At 35.0% G+C, this 17,949-nt stretch carries 18 protein-coding genes; 10 read left to right on the top strand and 8 right to left on the bottom strand.

Annotated features, from left to right (window positions below):
- Window positions 1-34: 34 nt before the first annotated feature.
- The gene (locus CW357_RS07800; RefSeq protein WP_119414476.1) at window positions 35-256 is read right to left on the bottom strand and encodes a DUF1128 domain-containing protein; all 222 of its coding nucleotides are present in this window, start codon (window positions 254-256) and stop codon (window positions 35-37) included.
- Window positions 257-482: 226 nt separating this feature from the next.
- Here CW357_RS07800 and CW357_RS07805 point away from each other — a divergent pair, with 226 nt between their 5' ends.
- Complete coding sequence (locus CW357_RS07805) at window positions 483-848, top strand: YtxH domain-containing protein (RefSeq protein ID WP_206426814.1); 366 nt, start codon at window positions 483-485, stop codon at window positions 846-848.
- 24 nt (window positions 849-872) lie between these two features.
- Window positions 873-1,865: a YihY/virulence factor BrkB family protein gene (locus CW357_RS07810; protein WP_369973730.1), complete on the top strand. Its 993-nt coding sequence runs from the start codon at window positions 873-875 to the stop codon at window positions 1,863-1,865.
- Window positions 1,866-1,932: 67 nt separating this feature from the next.
- Here CW357_RS07810 and CW357_RS07815 read toward each other — a convergent pair whose 3' ends face one another.
- The 3 genes from CW357_RS07815 to CW357_RS07825 all read right to left on the bottom strand — a co-directional run bounded on the left by CW357_RS07815 (window position 1,933) and on the right by CW357_RS07825 (window position 5,929).
- Window positions 1,933-3,834 (bottom strand): heavy metal translocating P-type ATPase, encoded by a 1,902-nt coding sequence (locus CW357_RS07815; protein ID WP_119414477.1) that lies wholly within the window; start codon window positions 3,832-3,834, stop codon window positions 1,933-1,935.
- Window positions 3,835-4,067: 233 nt separating this feature from the next.
- Window positions 4,068-5,603, bottom strand: coding sequence for a fumarate hydratase (locus CW357_RS07820; RefSeq protein WP_124217750.1), 1,536 nt, complete (start codon window positions 5,601-5,603; stop codon window positions 4,068-4,070).
- 137 nt (window positions 5,604-5,740) lie between these two features.
- Entirely contained in the window at window positions 5,741-5,929 is a 189-nt protein-coding gene (locus tag CW357_RS07825) for an SE1561 family protein (RefSeq protein WP_119414479.1), read from the bottom strand.
- Window positions 5,930-6,525: 596 nt separating this feature from the next.
- Between CW357_RS07825 and CW357_RS07830 the strand changes: the two genes are divergently transcribed.
- The gene (locus CW357_RS07830; RefSeq protein ID WP_119414506.1) at window positions 6,526-7,716 is read left to right on the top strand and encodes an MFS transporter; all 1,191 of its coding nucleotides are present in this window, start codon (window positions 6,526-6,528) and stop codon (window positions 7,714-7,716) included.
- 63 nt (window positions 7,717-7,779) lie between these two features.
- On the opposite strand, the gene rlmD is transcribed toward CW357_RS07830, so the two are convergent.
- The 3 genes from rlmD to CW357_RS07845 all read right to left on the bottom strand — a co-directional run bounded on the left by rlmD (window position 7,780) and on the right by CW357_RS07845 (window position 10,980).
- The gene (rlmD, locus tag CW357_RS07835) at window positions 7,780-9,153 is read right to left on the bottom strand and encodes a 23S rRNA (uracil(1939)-C(5))-methyltransferase RlmD (protein ID WP_199670639.1); all 1,374 of its coding nucleotides are present in this window, start codon (window positions 9,151-9,153) and stop codon (window positions 7,780-7,782) included.
- A gap of 64 nt (window positions 9,154-9,217) precedes the next feature.
- The gene (locus CW357_RS07840) at window positions 9,218-10,027 is read right to left on the bottom strand and encodes a polysaccharide deacetylase family protein (RefSeq protein WP_124217751.1); all 810 of its coding nucleotides are present in this window, start codon (window positions 10,025-10,027) and stop codon (window positions 9,218-9,220) included.
- Window positions 10,028-10,083: 56 nt separating this feature from the next.
- Window positions 10,084-10,980 carry a TIGR01777 family oxidoreductase gene (locus CW357_RS07845; protein ID WP_119414481.1) on the bottom strand — a complete coding sequence of 299 codons (897 nt, stop codon included), beginning with the start codon at window positions 10,978-10,980 and terminating at the stop codon, window positions 10,084-10,086.
- Between the two features lie 88 nt (window positions 10,981-11,068).
- Between CW357_RS07845 and recX the strand changes: the two genes are divergently transcribed.
- From recX to CW357_RS07860, 3 genes are read left to right on the top strand one after another with little or no spacing between them, the layout of a single operon-like run.
- Window positions 11,069-11,887 carry a recombination regulator RecX gene (gene recX, locus CW357_RS07850; protein ID WP_119414482.1) on the top strand — a complete coding sequence of 273 codons (819 nt, stop codon included), beginning with the start codon at window positions 11,069-11,071 and terminating at the stop codon, window positions 11,885-11,887.
- The gene (locus CW357_RS07855; protein ID WP_233548007.1) at window positions 11,871-12,197 is read left to right on the top strand and encodes a YfhH family protein; all 327 of its coding nucleotides are present in this window, start codon (window positions 11,871-11,873) and stop codon (window positions 12,195-12,197) included. Before recX ends, CW357_RS07855 begins: the two co-directional genes overlap by 17 nt.
- Window positions 12,197-12,454, top strand: coding sequence for a YfhJ family protein (locus tag CW357_RS07860; protein WP_119414483.1), 258 nt, complete (start codon window positions 12,197-12,199; stop codon window positions 12,452-12,454). Before CW357_RS07855 ends, CW357_RS07860 begins: the two co-directional genes overlap by 1 nt.
- A gap of 316 nt (window positions 12,455-12,770) precedes the next feature.
- Here the strand turns inward: CW357_RS07860 and CW357_RS07865 are convergent, their stop codons facing one another.
- Window positions 12,771-13,745 carry a metal-dependent hydrolase gene (locus tag CW357_RS07865; RefSeq protein WP_119414485.1) on the bottom strand — a complete coding sequence of 325 codons (975 nt, stop codon included), beginning with the start codon at window positions 13,743-13,745 and terminating at the stop codon, window positions 12,771-12,773.
- A gap of 122 nt (window positions 13,746-13,867) precedes the next feature.
- Between CW357_RS07865 and mutY the strand changes: the two genes are divergently transcribed.
- From mutY to CW357_RS07885, 4 genes are all read left to right on the top strand, one after another.
- Complete coding sequence (gene mutY / locus CW357_RS07870; RefSeq protein ID WP_124217752.1) at window positions 13,868-14,932, top strand: A/G-specific adenine glycosylase; 1,065 nt, start codon at window positions 13,868-13,870, stop codon at window positions 14,930-14,932.
- A 61-nt stretch (window positions 14,933-14,993) separates the two neighbouring features.
- Window positions 14,994-15,218: a gamma-type small acid-soluble spore protein gene (locus tag CW357_RS07875; RefSeq protein WP_233548008.1), complete on the top strand. Its 225-nt coding sequence runs from the start codon at window positions 14,994-14,996 to the stop codon at window positions 15,216-15,218.
- Window positions 15,219-15,344: 126 nt separating this feature from the next.
- On the top strand, window positions 15,345-15,899 hold the full coding sequence (locus tag CW357_RS07880) for a nucleoside tri-diphosphate phosphatase (protein ID WP_119414487.1): 555 nt from the start codon (window positions 15,345-15,347) through the stop codon (window positions 15,897-15,899).
- A gap of 160 nt (window positions 15,900-16,059) precedes the next feature.
- A complete protein-coding gene (locus CW357_RS07885; RefSeq protein ID WP_119414488.1) occupies window positions 16,060-17,805 on the top strand; it encodes an ABC transporter ATP-binding protein in 1,746 nt (581 codons plus the stop codon).
- Window positions 17,806-17,949: the final 144 nt, after the last annotated feature.

Below are 17,949 nucleotides of genomic sequence, written 5' to 3' on the forward strand. Positions count from 1 at the left end.
TTAGAGAAAGCAAATAAAGCAATTGTTTTAATATTTATTTACGTAAGGATCCAAGCTCTGCCACAATAGCTTGCATTTCACTTGGGCTAAATGCATTACGTTTCATGACCATTTCGTATAAAAAAACTAAGTCCTCATAGTTATCAGTATCAAAATGTTCAGGTTTCATCGCATCTGCATTGACCATACGAAGTTTATCTTTTATACCTTCAATCATAAAAGTTACATTCTCTGTAGATGGTTGAGTTAAATTCAAAGGGATTCCTCCTACTTTTTATTACATTCATATACTACAGTATCATTTCACGATGAATTCTTAAAGTCAATTTAAGTTATATAAGAAATATTCCTTTGCTCCTCCTTTTATTGAGGATTTTAAGTAATTAGTGCATGTGAAATAGAATGTATATAATATTGAAACTGTTTTACATATAAAGTAGTGGGGTATAATAATATATATAGATGTTTGAAGGAGGATTAATATGTCTAACAAATTAGTTACAGGTATCGCATTAGGAGCTGTTACAGGAGCAGCATTAAGTATGTTGGATCGACACACTCGCGAAACTACAGTTAGAAAGGTAAAACATTTTATGATTGATGTGCAATATTATGCATCTAATCGTCAAGAAATATTTGATAAACTTCAATCTACAGCTAGCTCAGTGCAGTCTATGTATAGTACTTTTATGAAAGACAAGGATTTCTATCTTGAAAAAATAAATGAAATTCAAGAGTTAACTCCTCAAGTAAAGGACATTGTTTTGGAAACAAAAGAAGTCTTAACAGCAGGAATTGAAAAAGCAAAAGAAAAAGAAGTTCCAACAGAATCTGTTATTCACTTATAAGTTCCCGATAAAGGGGGAGCAAGTATGAAAAAGCGTAGAAAAGTGAAAAAATATAAGCTTTTAAGAAGCTCCAAAAAAGCAAAGAATACTACAAGCGGTAAGTCATCTGAAATGTTCAATAAGATGAAGTTAATGCAAATAGAGAAGAAGGATACATTGGATGACCATTATGATGTCACTAAACTAAAAGGATTTATATTAGCATTTCTAAAACGTTTGAAGGATGCTGATATTACAGGGTTTGGTGCACAATTAGCGTATTTCTTTTTACTAGCATTATTTCCATTGCTGATTTTCTTATTGACTTTGTTACCTTATTTGAATTTCCCACCAGCTCTTGTATATATAGTTTTAGAAGATTTAATGCCAGAACAAGTATATACAATGATTGAGGGAACGATTGTAGAAGTTCTTGAAAAACGTAACAGTGGATTATTATCTATTGGGATCATCGGTACAATTTGGTCAGCTTCAAATGGTGTCAATGCCTTGATAAAATCGTTAAATCGTTCATACAATAAAGAAGAAACAAGGCCATTTTTAGTTGCTAGATTTGTATCTGTAGTTTTTACTTTATTGTTAATATTTTTAATCGTTGTCGCTTTAGTTTTACCTGTGTTTGGTAAACAAATTGGACTTTTTCTATTTTCAACATTTGGTTTAGAGGCTGATTTTCTAGTTGTTTGGAACAAATTTCGAACACTATTACCTCCAATATTGATTTTTTCTGTTTTGACTTTAATGTATTGGATTTTGCCAAATATTAAATTATATCTAAAGAGTGTATTAATTGGAGCACTCTTTGCTACAATTTCATGGTTATTAGTGTCATATGCCTTTTCTTACTATATTGATAATTTTGTAAATTACTCAGCTACATACGGGAGTATCGGGGGTATTATCATATTAATGTTGTGGCTGTATTTGACAGGCATTCTCCTAATAGTAGGAGGGCAACTTAATGCTATTATGCAGCAAAGAAGGGAAAAGCTAGACAGAAAGAATAGAGCAAAATAAAGGGGACTAACCCATAAGTTAAAACTTACGGGTTAGCCCCTTTTTCTAGTAACAAGGAAGATGATTATTAATGGTTTTTCAACATTCTTAAACCGTTTAAAATAACTAAAATTGTACTTCCTTCGTGTCCAACTACTCCAAGTGGTAAATCTACTGCTTGTAAAAAGTTAGAGATGATTAACAATACGATTACGGAGATGGAGAAGGTAATATTTTGTTTGACAATTTTTTGCATCTTACGTGATAGATTAACTGCGTAAGAAATTTTAGAAAGGTCGTTTTTCATTAATACTACATCAGCAGTTTCAAGAGCAACGTCAGTTCCTTCACCCATTGCAATTCCGGTTGTTGCAGTAGCAAGTGCAGGTGCATCGTTAATACCGTCACCTACCATACCAACATGACTGTATGTTTTCATCAACTCTTTAATGTGATTTACTTTTGTTTCAGGTAAGCATTCTGCGATATAAGCATCTACACCGGCTTCTTTAGCGATTACTTTAGCAGTTTTTTCATTGTCACCAGTTAACATGATGGTGTGAATACCTAAGTTTTTCAATAAAGCAATCGCTTTTTTAGCTTCTTCACGAACTGTATCTTTCATCGCAGCAAGAGCAACAATTCCTTCTTCATCAGCTAAGAAGATAACAGTTTTACCTTGTTCTGCAAGTTTAGGAGCAATGCCTTCAGCAAATTTGTAGGCAGCATCCCGACCTACGAAATCCATTTTTCCAACTTTGTAAGATTGATTATCAACCATTGCTTTTAGGCCCCAACCAGGCACATCTTCTATTTGAGCTTGAGAGAAAGTCTTAAGTCCACGATTAGTAGCATAAGCGATAATTGCTTGTGCAAGTGGGTGATTTGACTTTGCTTCAATACCGGCAATTATTGATAACATTTGTAATTCGTCCACATCATTACGCACAACAAAATCTGTTACAACAGGTTTTCCTTGAGTAAGCGTACCTGTTTTATCAAAGGCAATTGCTCTTAACACGCTTAAGTGTTCAATATGTAATCCACCTTTGAACAAAACACCATTACGCGCACCGTTTGAAATAGCAGATAATGTTGCAGGCATAATAGAAGCAACAAGTGCACAAGGAGAAGCAACTACTAATAATACCATTGCTCGATAAAATGTTGTATTCCAACTCCAATCAAGTAAGAAATGTGGGACAAACATCATAAGGCCAACTGCAATAAGTACAAATTTTACATAGGCTCCTTCAAAACGTTCTATAAATTGTTGTGAAGGTGATTTTTCACTTTGTGCAGATTGTACAAGGTTAATAATCTTTTGAAATAATGACTCAGAACTTGGTTTAGTCATTTCCATTGTTACAGCACCAGTCATATTGACCGTTCCTGCAAATACATCTGCACCGACTAATTTTGTTACCGGAATAGATTCACCAGTTATTGCAGCTTCATCAATTGAGGTAGAGCCTTCCACAATAACTCCATCAGCTGGAATTAGTTCACCTGGTTTAATAAGTAAATGGTCACCTAAGTTCAAAGAAGAAACAGCAACGCGTTCTATTTCACCATTTTGTTTTATTAGCCATGCTTCTTCAGGTTGTAAATTCATCAGAGCTGAAATTTCTTTATGACTTTTCTTCATTGCATAAGTTTCAAGTGCACCACTGACAGCGAAGATGAAGATTAGAATAGCTCCCTCCGTCCAATATCCAATGATTGCTGAACCGATAGCAGCTATGATCATTAAAAACTCAACATTTAGCTCTTTATTTGCAATTGTTTCTTCAACGCCTTCTTTTGCTTTCGCAAAACCACCAATTAAAAAAGCTAATATATAGAAAACTATTGAAATAGTAGTTTCGCCGTCTTTCCCTAACAACCAAGCAGTTAATATCAAAATGCCTGATAGAAGTGCAGCAATAAGTTCAATATGTTCTCTTATTTTCTCAATTAGATGATAATTATTCTCTTTTACGATTTCCATTCACATGACCTCCTGATAATAATAATCAATATCAAAACGTTTATATAACAATAAATATGGGTGTCTAATGGCCTTTTTGTATTATCTTTATAGTTATTTTTAATTTAGAATTATTATAACATAGAGGATAGGGGGATGGAAGTGTAATAATAAATTATTGGTGAAATAAATAGAATAATTTAGTAAAAAGAAAAACCTTTCCAAACTTTGGAGAGGTTTTTCTTTTACTTATTTTAAAATACTCTTTCTGCATGCATAGCTAATTTTTCTAAAGAAGATTTTTGAACATCTGCGTGTAAAGAGTTTCCATGAGAATCCATTGTAACAACAGCAGTGAAGTCTTGGACACTAAGATGCCACATTGCCTCTGGTATACCAAACTCTATTAAATCTACTCCATCAACTGATTTAATACAATCGGCATAGTATTGCGCAGCTCCACCTATTGCATTTAAGTAAACCCCACCATGTTCTTCTAATGCTTTTAGCGTTTTAGGTCCCATACCGCCTTTACCCATTACAGCTCGAATACCGAATTTCTTCATAATATCACCTTGATATGGTTCTTCACGAATGGAAGTAGTAGGACCAGCTGCTTTAACTGTCCAATTGCCATCTTCGTCTTTTGCCATTACGGGTCCGCAGTGATAAATAATTTGGCCATTTAGATCGACTGGGGCATCATGGCTTATTAAGTGATGATGAATTGCATCACGGCCAGTATACATACGACCTGAAATTTTGACGACATCACCGACATGCAGTGCACGTATTTGTTCTTCAGAAATAGGTGCATGAAGTTCAATAATTTCTTTTTTTGGTTCTTCTTGCGTTGCTGCAACGGCATCATCGAAGGCTATTTTTTCTCCTTCTTGGTAATGCCATTTTCTAATTTCTCCTGTTTCTGCATCAATATCAATAGCCATTCGTCGGTATGCCCAACAGTTATAAGCTACTGATACAAAGAAAGAAGCTGGAATGCGGTTCATAACACCGATTTTACAGCCTAGTAATGTTGCTTCACCACCAAAGCCCATTGTTCCAATACCTAACGTATTTGCTTTCTCTAATATGTAGGCTTCTAATTTTGCAAGGTCTGGATTTGGGTTAGTATCTTCCACGTGGCGGAATAATTGTTCTTTTGCTAAATCATATCCAGAAGAACGATCTCCTCCGATTCCAACACCGATGAACCCAGCAGAACATCCTTGGCCTTGTGCTTGATAAACAGAGTGAAGTATACATTTTCGGATACCATCCAAATCACGACCTGCACGTCCAAGTCCTTCAAGTTCACATGGTAAACTGTATTGAATATTCTTGTTTTCACAGCCACCACCTTTAAGGATTAGTTTTACTTCTATATATTCTTTTTCCCATTGTTCAAATTTTATAACAGGTACACCTGCACCTAAATTGTCGCCACTGTTTTTACCCGTTAAAGAATCTACCGAGTTAGGACGAAGTTTTGCATCCTTTGTAGCTTGAACGATAGCTTTTTTTATTACTTCTTTGATTTCAAGTTGGTTTACACCAACAGGAGTTTTAATCTTGAAAGTAGGAAGACCAGTATCTTGGCAAATAGGTGAAACTTGATCATCTGCCATGAAGATATTATTTGCGATTGTATCTAAGCTCATCGCTGCACGAGTCCCAGCATTTTCTGCATCCTTCGCTTTTTTTATAGCACGACGAACGTCTTTTGGTAAGTTAGTAGAAGTTTCGCTTACCAAATCGTAAATACTTTGTTCTAGTGTTTCTAGATTCATGGAAATAGCCCCCTCAAAAAGGTTATTTTTAAATTACACCTTATTATAACCTGTCCAAAGTATGAAAAAAAGAGCACAAAATTGTGCTCTTGTAGAAATTATATGAATAAATAAGAAGATTGTTAAAAATTTATTAATTACATTTCAGGGCGGTTTTTGAATTGTTCCATTTTATCTTCTAAATCGTCCATCATGGCAATAAGGCGATCGATATCTTGTAAATCTGCAGTTTCTGGGTCAATAGCATCTAATACTTCAACAAAAATTTGTAGACGTTCTTTTAAATAATTGACTTGTTGTTCTTTATCCGTAATTGATTTGCTCATCGTAACACCTCATTTCATCATCATCATCGTATACGATTTAATCAAATTTTTCAATTGGAAATTCGAAAAAATAGGCCAAAATGGGTATTTTATATTTCTGTAAGTTTAGAAAATTTACAAAATTAATGTAATATGTTAACATGATTTTAACCTAGAAGGAAGGAGGAGAAGTGAGTAATCACTTGAATGTCGGTTCTTTCGTAGGAAAATCCTCTTCCTTTTTAAGATGCCCATCAATGCAGCAACTCATGTAAAAAAAGTTGGCAATTTACATGAAGGGCGAAAAGAAAGTCTTCACTTCATAATAATAAGGAAGGAGTATAAAAGGTTTTCGCTGTAAATGGGAACGGAATAGGAGCCTATAGAATAAGTATTTTAAAGGAGGGAGTTAAACAGGTTCTCGGTCAAGGTTAGGCCGATAATGGGTTTAATGTAACAACATATGATAATAACAGATCGTTAAAAGACTCAGTGCACTTTGAATTTTTGTGGCTGAGTCTTTTTTTGTGCTTTTCGGTAATTCACAGGTGGAATTAGATTATGATAAGATGTTACAAGTATTAAAATACATAATGAAAAAAGTAATCATTACTAAAATGGAGGCAGATGTGGAATTTAAGATTAGTTTTGAGCAAAAAAGGTTTTGGATTTTAGTTATGATTGTATCTATTTCGGGATTTTCACAAGGTATGTTGATGCCTTTAATTTCGGTTATCTTCGAAAAAGATGGTGTTTCATCATCCCTTAATGGATTAAACGCAACAGCACTTTATATTGGAACGCTACTAATATCACCGTTTATTGAACAACCATTAAGAAAATTTGGGTATAAACCTATCATTTTAACAGGAGGAGCTGTTGTATTTTTTGCTTTAATGTTATTTCCATTATGGAAGCATGTGTTGTTTTGGTTTATTCTTCGCTTACTAATTGGGATAGGTGACCATTCACTTCACTATTCAACTCAAACGTGGATTACGAGTTCATCACCAGAGAATCGTCTAGGTAAAAATATTGCAATTTATGGATTGTCATTTGGAATAGGATTTGCTGTGGGCCCATTATTTGTTCCATTAACAGAAATCTCTGAAGCATTTCCATTTATCATTTCCTCAATGCTTTGTCTAGCAGCATGGTCACTTGTTTTCTTCCTAAAAAATGAAAGACCAGAACCAATACAAACTAAAAGTGTTGTGGATAATATCTTTAAACGATATGTTGTCACTTTAAAATTCGCTTGGGTAGCATGTTTGCCTTCGCTTTGTTATGGCTTTTTAGAGTCAACATTAAATTCATTGTTTCCTGTTTATGCATTAAGAAATCATTTTGAAGTTTCAATGGTTTCCTTTATCCTAGCGGCATTTTCAATCGGTGGAATCCTAACACAAATTCCACTTGGCATATTAGGAGATAAGATTGGACGAAGGAAAATTGTGTTAACTTCGTTGCTAGGTGGGGGAATAATTTTTGGATTAGGCAGCATTGTGGAATCATACCAATGGATGGTTGCAATTTGCTTTGGGCTTGCAGGAATGTTCTGTGGATCATTGTTTTCATTGGGTATTTCCTATATGAGTGATATGACGCCAAGAGAGTTGCTACCAACAGGAAATTTAATGTGTAGTATTTTCTTTAGTGTAGGGAGTTTAACAGGACCGCTTTTGGGAGGCCTATATTTGCAATATGTCCATCATTTTAGTTTCTTATTACTCGTATCAATTGGATTACTAATTGTATTTTTAATCAGTTGGTATTTTGGAAAGAGACCTACAAGTCAATTAGTATAAAAAGAGTCCTAGCTGTTTTATGATAGCTAGGACCCTTTGTTTTTTATAAGGTAACCATTATTCTTATTTTAAAGTTAATAATGATACTGATTCAACGTGTGCTGTTTGGGGGAACATATCCATCGGTTGAATATATTCTACATGGTAAATCTTAGTTAGTTCTTGCAAATCTTTTGCTAATGTAGATGGGTTACAAGAAGTGTATACAACTCTTTTAGGTTTTACAGTTAAAATTGTTTTAATAAGACTAGCAGCCAAGCCTGTACGAGGTGGGTCAACTGTTAATACATCTGGTACAAAGCCTTCTTTTTGCCAAGTGTCTAACCATTTTTCTGCAGTACCAGTTACATACTTGGTATGTGTAAATCCATGCTTTTTAGCATTTTCTTTTGCATCATGAATACTTTCAGGAATGATATCCATACCACGAACTTCTTTGGCGTCATTTGCAAGCCATAATCCAATTGTTCCAACACCACAATATGCATCTACGACAGTTTCTTTTCCTGTTAGAGCAGCAGCTTTTTTGATTTGATTGTAAAGGTGTACAGTCTGCTGTGGATTTAACTGGAAGAATGCACGCGCTGATAGATCAAACGCTAATTCTCCAAGTTCCTCATGAATTGTTTCCTTACCATTAAGAACAATAGATTGATCTCCAAAAATTAAAGAAGTCTTATCTTGATTAATATTTTGTACGATAGAGACAATGGCATGGTCAATTTTTTTCAACTTTTCTACGAGTAGTTCTTTTTTGGGAAAGCTTTTACGTGTTGTAATAATGACAAGTTGAATTTCTCCAGTTTGTATACCAACACGTACAACAATTGTTCGAATGATTCCTTTCAAAGAATGACCATCGTAAACAGGAATGTTCAAGTCATCGATTACTTTTTTTGCTGCATTTGTTATTTTTGTCGTCATAGGATGTTGGACAAGACATTCTTCAATATTCAATAGTTTATGGCTATTTTCAGAATAGAGACCAGCAAGTATTTGTTTGCCAGGTTTTCGAACTTGAAATTGACTCTTATTTCGATATTGCCATGGATTTTCCATACCAATTGTTTGGCGAATTTGAATGTTTTTCGCTGCTGATTTTACATATTTATGGAGGGCTTGTACAATTACATCTCGTTTAGCAGCAAGTTGATATGGATATTTCATATGTTGTAACTGACAGCCCCCACATTTTTCGTAAATTCGGCATGGTGGAATTTGACGAGCCTTCGCTTTTTTATGGATCTTTATAATTTTTGCTTCTGCGAAATTACGATTAATCTTTGTTAGCTCAGCATAAATGTCTTCTCCTGGAAGTGCTCCTTTTACGAATACGACATTTCGTTTATAGTAGCCTATTCCTTCGCCGTTAATGCCAAGCTTTTTTATAGTAAGGGGGATTTTTTGCCCCAATGTCATTGTAGGTTGTTGTTGCAAAACTTACACGTCCTTTTTCACTTCATCTTATCATTATAGCGAACGGTTCCGTGTAAGGAAAGAATCAGCCAATCTTTTTGTTATCAACGAAGAAAGGTACTGCGTTGATAAGGTTGTTAATGGAGTCAAAGCGATAGCCTTTTTTCTCAGCATCTTTGATAAACTTTGGCAGTGCTTCAGCGTTATCAGGAGAAACTGTGTGCATTAGAATAATAGCTCCAGGATGCATTTGGGACATTAAATTATTATAAGCATATTCCCAACCTTGTGGTTTGTCTTTTAGCCAATCTTTAAATGCAACAGACCAGAAAATATGGCGATAGCCTGCTTCTTGACCAACTCTTAATAAATCTTCGCTAAATACACCTTCTGGAGGTCTAGCATAAACTGTTCTTTCTACATCTGTAATTTCAGCCAACTTTTTGTCGAATCTTTGCCATTCATCAATCATTTGTTGTTCTGTTAGTCTAGCCATATTCGGGTGCTTATCTGAATGGTTTCCAATTTCATGACCTTCATTTACCATACGTTTTACTAAAGGAGTTGCACTAGTTAAATAGTGACCAGTTAAGAAAAACGTTGCTTGGATATTCTCCTTTTTCAATGTATTTAAAATGGATTCGGTAAAGCCATTTTCGTAACCACAGTCGAATGTCAGATACATAACTTTATCATCGTTTTTACCTTTATAAACTGCTCCGTATTTTTCTAGCATTTTGTCAAAAGTTGCGCCGGCCTCTGGAGGCACTTCATTTTGAGCCTTTTTAAATCCCCAACTAAATTGTTGAGCGGAAGCAGTGAATGGGTTTGCAATAATACCAGTGATGATAATTGACATTGCGATTATAATACCTGTAGCATGTTGTTTTATCATTTTAAACCCAACCTTTCTTTTTTTGATAGGTTGCGTTGTTTTTATGGATTTATGCGTTATAACAAATTTTCTAACGCGTATTTAAGAGTAGGGTATTTAAATTGATAGTTAGCCTTTAGCAAAGAGCTTGGATGTACATTCTGACCTTCTAGTACTAGTTGACTCTTTTCTCCTAGAGCTAATTTCATCAAAATAGAAGGAACAGGAAACCAATGTGGCCTATGTAATACCTCTCCTATGGTTTTGCCGAATTCCTTCATAGTTACTGGATTTGGAGATGTGAAGTTTACAATCCCGTTAATATTCTCTTGATTGATGGAAAAAATGATTGCTTCAACAACATCCTCCAAGTGAATCCAGGACACCCATTGAGTCCCTGTCCCTACTGTCCCTCCAATGTAAAGCTTATAAGGCATGACCATCATTGGAAGTGCCCCTCCATTTTTTCCTAAGATTACACCAAAACGAGTTAAGACGACACGAACACCCAAATCTTCAGCCCTTTTTGCTGTATCTTCCCAATCTCGAACTGTATTTGCAAGAAAATCATGCGCTGTTTCTGTTGAAGTTTCTGTATATTTCGATTTGTTAGAAGAAGGGTAAATACCGATAGCGCTTGCATTTATTAAAACTTCTGGAGGAGTTTTGAGAGCTTTTATAATTCTTAGAACTTCCTTTGTCGCTGTTATACGACTTGAATAGATCTCCTCTTTAAGTGTTTTTGACCATCTTCCATTATTCAATGATGTACCAGCCAAGTTGATGATTGCGTTAATTCCTTCCAAATGCTTTTCTGGGAACGATTTGTCGGATAGCCATTGAATATAGTGAACCCCATTGGAAAAGTGACTTTGATTTCGAGTCAAAACAAAGATCTCAGCCCCGGCTAATTGTAATTGTTGGACTAACTGTTTTCCTACTAGTCCTGTACCACCTGTTATAGCTATTTTCATAACAACACCTCTTTATATACTATTGGAGTACTTTACATGATGTTATAATCGAAAAGTTGTATACTAAGCTTATCAAAGGAGGAATTAGATGTCTCGAGTAATTACCAAAATTAGCCGTCAAAAACGTAATCAGGAACGATATAATATATATCTAAATGAAGAATATGCTTTTAGTGTAGATGAGGCTATTTTAATACAATTTAGTCTTACAAAAGGTAAAGTTTTAGACGATTTAACGGTAGATGAAATTGCCTTTGATGATGAAATTCAAAGAGCATTCAATCGAGCGCTATCCTATTTGAGTTATCAAATGCGTAGTGAACATGAGGTACATGAAAAGTTAAAGGGTTTAGAATTCGGCGAAGCGGTGATTCAAGAAGCGCTTCAAAAGTTAAAAAAGCTTGGATTTCTAAATGATGAAAGTTATTCAAAAGCTTTGTTAGAAACGAAAAAGAAAACAGCGAAAAAAGGTCCTAGAGCTATACAGAAGGATTTAGAGAAAAAGGGTATCGATAAAAACCTCCAACAAAAAGTGTTACATTCGTTTTCAGAAGAGGAACAACTAGAATTAGCTATTCAGTTAGCTGAAAAAGCTGTCCGTAATGAGCGACGAAAAACGCCTAGTCAGATGAAACAAAAGGTTCAAGAAATTTTGACGCGAAAGGGCTATACTTTTTCAATTGTTGAACAAGTTCTAGACAAAATAGAATTATCAAAGAATGATGATGAATGGACTGAAATGATTCAACAACAAGGAGATAAAGTTTGGCGTAAGTATGCGCATAAATACGTTGATTATGAATTGAAGATGCGTGTTAAACAAGCCCTTTATCAAAAGGGATTTCCAATCGAGAAAATTGAAATTTATATAGAACAAAAGGAGCAAGAAAATGGACAAGAAATTTAGCGAAATGACACCAACTGAACTACGAGAAACAATCGCAACATTAAAAGAAAAAGCACGTAAAGCTGAACAACTCGGTGTTTTAAACGAATTTGCAGTTTATGAACGAAAAGCAATATTGGCGCAAGCGTTCTTATTAAATCCAGATGATTTCAAACCGGGTGAAATATACAGAATCGAAAGTGATCCAGGAATGTTCTTCCAAGTAGATTACTTAAAAGGTGTATATGCTTGGGGTTATCGTTTAGGCGGGGATCATTATGAAGAGGCTTTACCAATTTCAATGTTAACTCCGATCAAGGAGGCATTTTAGTGGAACAAAAGATTAACGAATTAGTTTCTAAATTATGTGCTAAAAATCCAGCAGTTTCTGAAGAAAAAGCACGAGTTTGGATAGAACTTCTTTGGTCAGATTTTGAATCTACTTATGCTAAAGCTGGGTATCAATATCGGGGTGCTGAAATGACCGAGAAAATTATTTTACAATGGATTGAAAGTTACGGCGAACAGTTGCATGAATTTGCAGGTCGTAATCCCAAATATGCACATTTGTTAGATGAAGTAGATTAAAAAATGACCGTTCCAGATTTGGAGCGGTCATTGTATTTGTTGAACGAGCGCATTCAGCATTTAAAAATATCCAGCATCATGCGCAAGCCCCTCGAGATGTTTCAGTCCTTTGGTCGAAAGTGGGAAAGATACTTTCGAGTCAGGCCTTCCAACGCTATTCGGGGCTGAACGAGCGCATTCAGCATTTAAAGATATCCAGCATCATGCGCAAGCCCCTCGAGACGTTTCAGTCCCTTTGTCGAAAGCTGAAGAGATGCTTTCGAGCCGGGCCTTCCAACGCTTTTCGGGGCTAAACAAGCGCATTCAGCATTTAGGTTTATACAACTAATTTTTTTTGTAGTTTGTCTTCGCTGAAAATCCAGCCGGTAAAGGATTTCATGATTTCATAATCTTGTGTAAGGTGAGCGATAGCCACAAATGGGTATCGATTATTACTACGATATCTCAAATCAATAAGTCTTACCTCGATTAAATCATCCTCAATTTCTGAGATTTCCCATCTATATAACGGTGAAAAGGAGACAAACGTTTTAAAATTTGGATCTTCCATAACTGCTTTAATTTCTGGAGAATCTGGCAAAGGTTCGATTAAAAACTTATCATAAATGGTAATGGAACGTCCGTATGCCCGACCAACATAATGATGTGTAGAAGAGTTTGCGGCCACTCGATATTGGAAAAAATGAGATGTTGGCGACAAAATAATGAGTTCTGCGTCAGGTATTGTATTACGAACTGCATGCTTCACAGATTTTTGAAGAAAATACCGAACAATATAATAGACAACTATGATTCCGTACAATGTAAACATTGTCGGAACAGGGTTTGCACCAAATGCCCAAAACATTAAAGCAATAACATGCAATGAAAAAATAATCGGATCAAATGTATTAATCCATCCCAGCGCTACCCATTGGTTTGAAAATGGTCTTAATGCTTGCGTCCCATAGGCATTGAAAATATCTACAAAAACATGTAAAAAGACAGCAAAAAAAGTCCATAACCAAAGATGTAAAAGATTCGCCCCAGGGAATATAATAGAAAGAACTAATGTTATCAATATAGGCCATAAAATGACGGCTGGTATTGAATGGGTAATACCTCTATGGTGACGAATATAGATAGCATTGCTACGTAATTTTAAAATTGTATCAACATCGGGAGCTTGTGAGCCAACAATCATGCCAGTAATGACGGCCGTAGTTGTTGATGAATGGTTAGCAACTACTGGGTCAACCAATGCCAGTCCGCCTAAAGCAATTCCCATAACTAGATGTGTACCTGAATCCAAGATGATCAACTCCTTCTATTGTGGGAGAGAGGTAAAAGTGAGAATTAGTATCTTTGTAAATAGTTTACACTATAATACCCATTATTTATGTGAAATAAAAACGAAATTACTAGGAGAATAACGTGTATTATCAATATAAAAAACAATTTCAACAAGCATTAGTCGAGTGGTTTGAACAAGAAAAAAGAGATTTACCATGGAGAAAAACAAAAGATCCTTATAAAATTTGGGTTTCAGAAGTAATGCTTCAACAAACAAGAGTTGACACTGTAATCCCATACTATAACCGTTTTATGCAGGAGTTTCCTACACCTGAAGCACTAGCAAAAGCCCCAGAGGAAAAGCTGTTAAAACAATGGGAAGGTTTAGGATATTATTCTAGGGCACGTAATTTACAGGACGGAGTCCGTGAAGTTGTAGAAACTTATGGAGGAAAAGTTCCTGATAATCGCCCCGAAATTTCAAAACTTAAAGGAGTCGGTCCTTATACTGCTGGTGCAGTATTAAGTATTGCCTATAATAAAGCTGAACATGCAGTCGATGGAAATGTTATGAGAGTATTAAGTCGAGTTCTTTTAATAGATGAAGATATTGCAATACCAAAAACAAAAAAGACTTTTGAACAAGCAGTTATGGAGTTAATCGATACCGAACATCCATCACAATTTAATCAAGGTTTAATGGAATTAGGTGCTCTAGTTTGTACGCCAACATCACCAAAATGTTTACTTTGCCCTGTAAGAGAATACTGTACTGCATTTAATGAAGGAAATCCTGAGGAACTCCCTGTTAAAACTAAAAAAGTAAAAACAAAAAATCTCCATTATGATGTATTTGTAGTCCAAAATGAAAAAGATCAATTTTTATTAGAAAAGAGACCTGAAAAAGGATTACTAGCGAATATGTGGCAATTTCCTATGCTCGAACAAACAGACATAGAGGAACATACAAATGAAGCAAAACTAGCAGATATTTATAAACTAGAACTGATCAATCGCGATCAATTAATGTCTTTCAAACATGTTTTCTCCCATCTTGTGTGGCATATGGATAGTTATGTTATTAGTGCACAACAAATTGGTGATGCTCCTGACAATAGCAATTGGTTTTCAATAGAAGAGATGAAGGAATTACCGATGCCAGTTCCAATGCAAAAGATTTGGCAAAAATTTAACCTAAACCTATGAACATGATATAAGTATAAAAAACGCCTCTATGCACAAGTTATAATGCATGGAGGTGATTAAGATGCAAAAGAAATTTTCTGGCAAAACAGATGTGCAAAAAGTAAAACAATTAAACCAACAAGCCGAGTCTAACAAGCAACAAGCTTCTGGTCGTTTTGGTCAACAAAACACAGAGGAGTTTGGTGCTGAAACTGACGTGCAAGCAGTTAAAAAGGCAAATCAACAAGCCGAGGCTAAAAAACAACAAGCTTCTGGTAATACCTTTGGTTCAAGCCAGCAATCATAATTTCAGAAAATTGGTGAAGGAATTATACCTTCACCAATTTTTTGCTACAAGTTTTCCGCTAGGATTGTTATAATGTTACAAAAGAGCGCTCATAAGGGAGTGTTTGTTAAAAAAGGTGGGCTTATAATGGCAATACCGTCAGAGGGAGAAATCATACAAATACATAGCTATAAGCACAATGGTAATATCCACCGAGTTTGGCAAGAAACAATGGTATTAAAAGCTACAAAGAATATCATCATCGGTGCGAACGAACGGACATTAGTTATTGAATCAGATGGACGTACCTGGATTACGAGAGAACCTTCTATTTGTTATTTCCATGCAGAACATTGGTTTAATATCATTTGTATGTTAAGAGAAGATGGAGTATATTACTACTGTAATATGAGTTCGCCTTTTGTATTCGATCATAATGCAGTGAAATATATTGACTATGATTTAGATGTTAAAGTTTTTCCGGATATGTCTTACACGCTACTTGACGAAGATGAATATGAGCAACATAAAAAAGCAATGGGCTATCCACCAGTTATTGACCATATTTTAAAATCCAATGTTGATAAACTAATAAGTTGGATTCAACAAAGAAGAGGACCTTTTGCCCCTGATTTTATAGAAGCATGGACAAGCCGTTATGAATTCCAACGACAATTACATGAAAATAGCGAAGAATTGTAAGAAATAAAATATTTGACAAGAATGTAATCCTTTATAAATCAAAGATTGTAGTGGAGTTGCCCAGTCGAATTATAGGGCAACTTTTTTATTTGTATTATAATTATTTTTGAAATTGAATCCATCCTAATATAGAACTCCATTTGAAAGGACAGTGACTAAAATGGGGAGTATGAAACGGTATCTGCGCTTTGTTAGACCTTATCGATTTCAAATTTTCATAACCTTTATAATAGGTGTTATTAAATTTGCGATTCCTCTCTTCACACCTGTATTGATTAAGATTGTAATCGATGACATTATAGGTGCAAAAGATTTAAGTAACGATGAAAAAACAAAAGAATTACTACTATGGCTCGGTGGCACAGCAATTCTTTTCTTTGTTATTAGACCACCAGTTGAATATTACCGCCAATATATAGCCCAAAAAGTAAGTAATACAATCCTATTTGATATTCGCCAGAAGTTATACGCACATATACAAAAACTAGGGTTGAAATACTATTCAAACAATCGTGTAGGAGATATTATTTCTCGTACGATTAATGATGTAGAACAAACTAAAGAGTTTGTCATGACGGGACTCATGAATGTTTGGATTGACTTGTGTACTATATTAATAGCTATTGGAATTATGCTAAAGCTTGATGTGAAGCTAACACTCGTTTCACTGATTGCATTTCCGTTTTATGCAATCAGCGTACGTTATTTCTTTAGACGATTAAGAATGTTAACGAGAGAACGTTCCAAAGCTTTAGCCGGAGTTCAAAGTTATTTACATGAACGTGTACAAGGTATGAGTATTATCAAAAGTTTTACACTTGAAAAACACGAACAAAAAATATTTGGTGAAACCAATGGTGAATTTTTGGATAAAGCAATAAACCAAACACGTTGGAATGCCAAAACTTTTGCGGTTGTCAATACAATTACAGGTATTGCACCACTTATTGTAGTAGGATATGCAGGGTATCAAGTTATACATGGTCATCTATCCGTCGGAACAATGGCAGCATTTGTTGCTTATATTGATAGTTTATATAATCCACTTCGACGACTTGTAAACTCATCCACTACTTTAACGCAATCCGTAGCTTCAATGGATCGCATGTTTGAATTATTTGATGAAAAATACGATATTGAAGATGCAAAAGATGCAAAACCATTACAACATGTGAAGGGGAAAATAGATTTTGAAAATGTAACGTTCAACTATGGAGAAAATGGAAGAGATGTATTGAAGAATATTAATCTTCATGTCTCTCCTGGTCAAACAGTTGCACTCGTTGGAATGAGCGGCGGGGGAAAATCTACAATTATTAGTTTAATACCTCGATTTTATGATGTTATTAAAGGAGCCGTAAAAATTGATGATGTAGATGTACGTCATTCAACAGTGGAATCTATACGCTCGCAAGTTGGAATTGTCTTACAAGATAATATTTTATTTAGTGATTCGGTCAAATCTAATATATTAATGGGAAACCCAAATGCAACAGATGAAGAAATTATAGAGGCTGCAAAAGCTGCAAATGCACATGACTTCATCATGTCATTACCAGAAGGATATGATACAAAAGTTGGGGAACGTGGTGTGAAACTTTCTGGAGGACAAAAACAACGTGTTGCCATTGCACGAGTATTTCTTAAGAATCCGCCAATCCTTATTTTAGATGAAGCAACATCAGCACTCGATTTAGAAAGCGAGGCTTTGATCCAAGAATCATTAGATCATCTGGCACATAATCGTACAACTATAATTGTCGCTCATCGCCTTTCAACGATTACACATGCAGATCAAATCTTCGTCATTGACCATGGTGAACTGAAAGAGCAAGGTACACATGATTCGTTGATGAGTCAAAACGGTATTTATCATAACTTATTTCAAGTGCAAAAGTTAGATTAAATTAAATATCATATATTACAACATTCAAAAGGCTTCTCTTTTAGAGAAGCCTTTAATTTTACGATTAATACATACAATTTATTACATTGTAGAAAAATGTTGCAATATATAGTTGAATAATAATAGAATGATAAAAAGTGATTT

The sequence above is a fragment of the Rummeliibacillus sp. TYF005 genome (assembly GCF_003844195.1).
Classification (GTDB): Bacteria; Bacillota; Bacilli; order Bacillales_A; family Planococcaceae; genus Rummeliibacillus.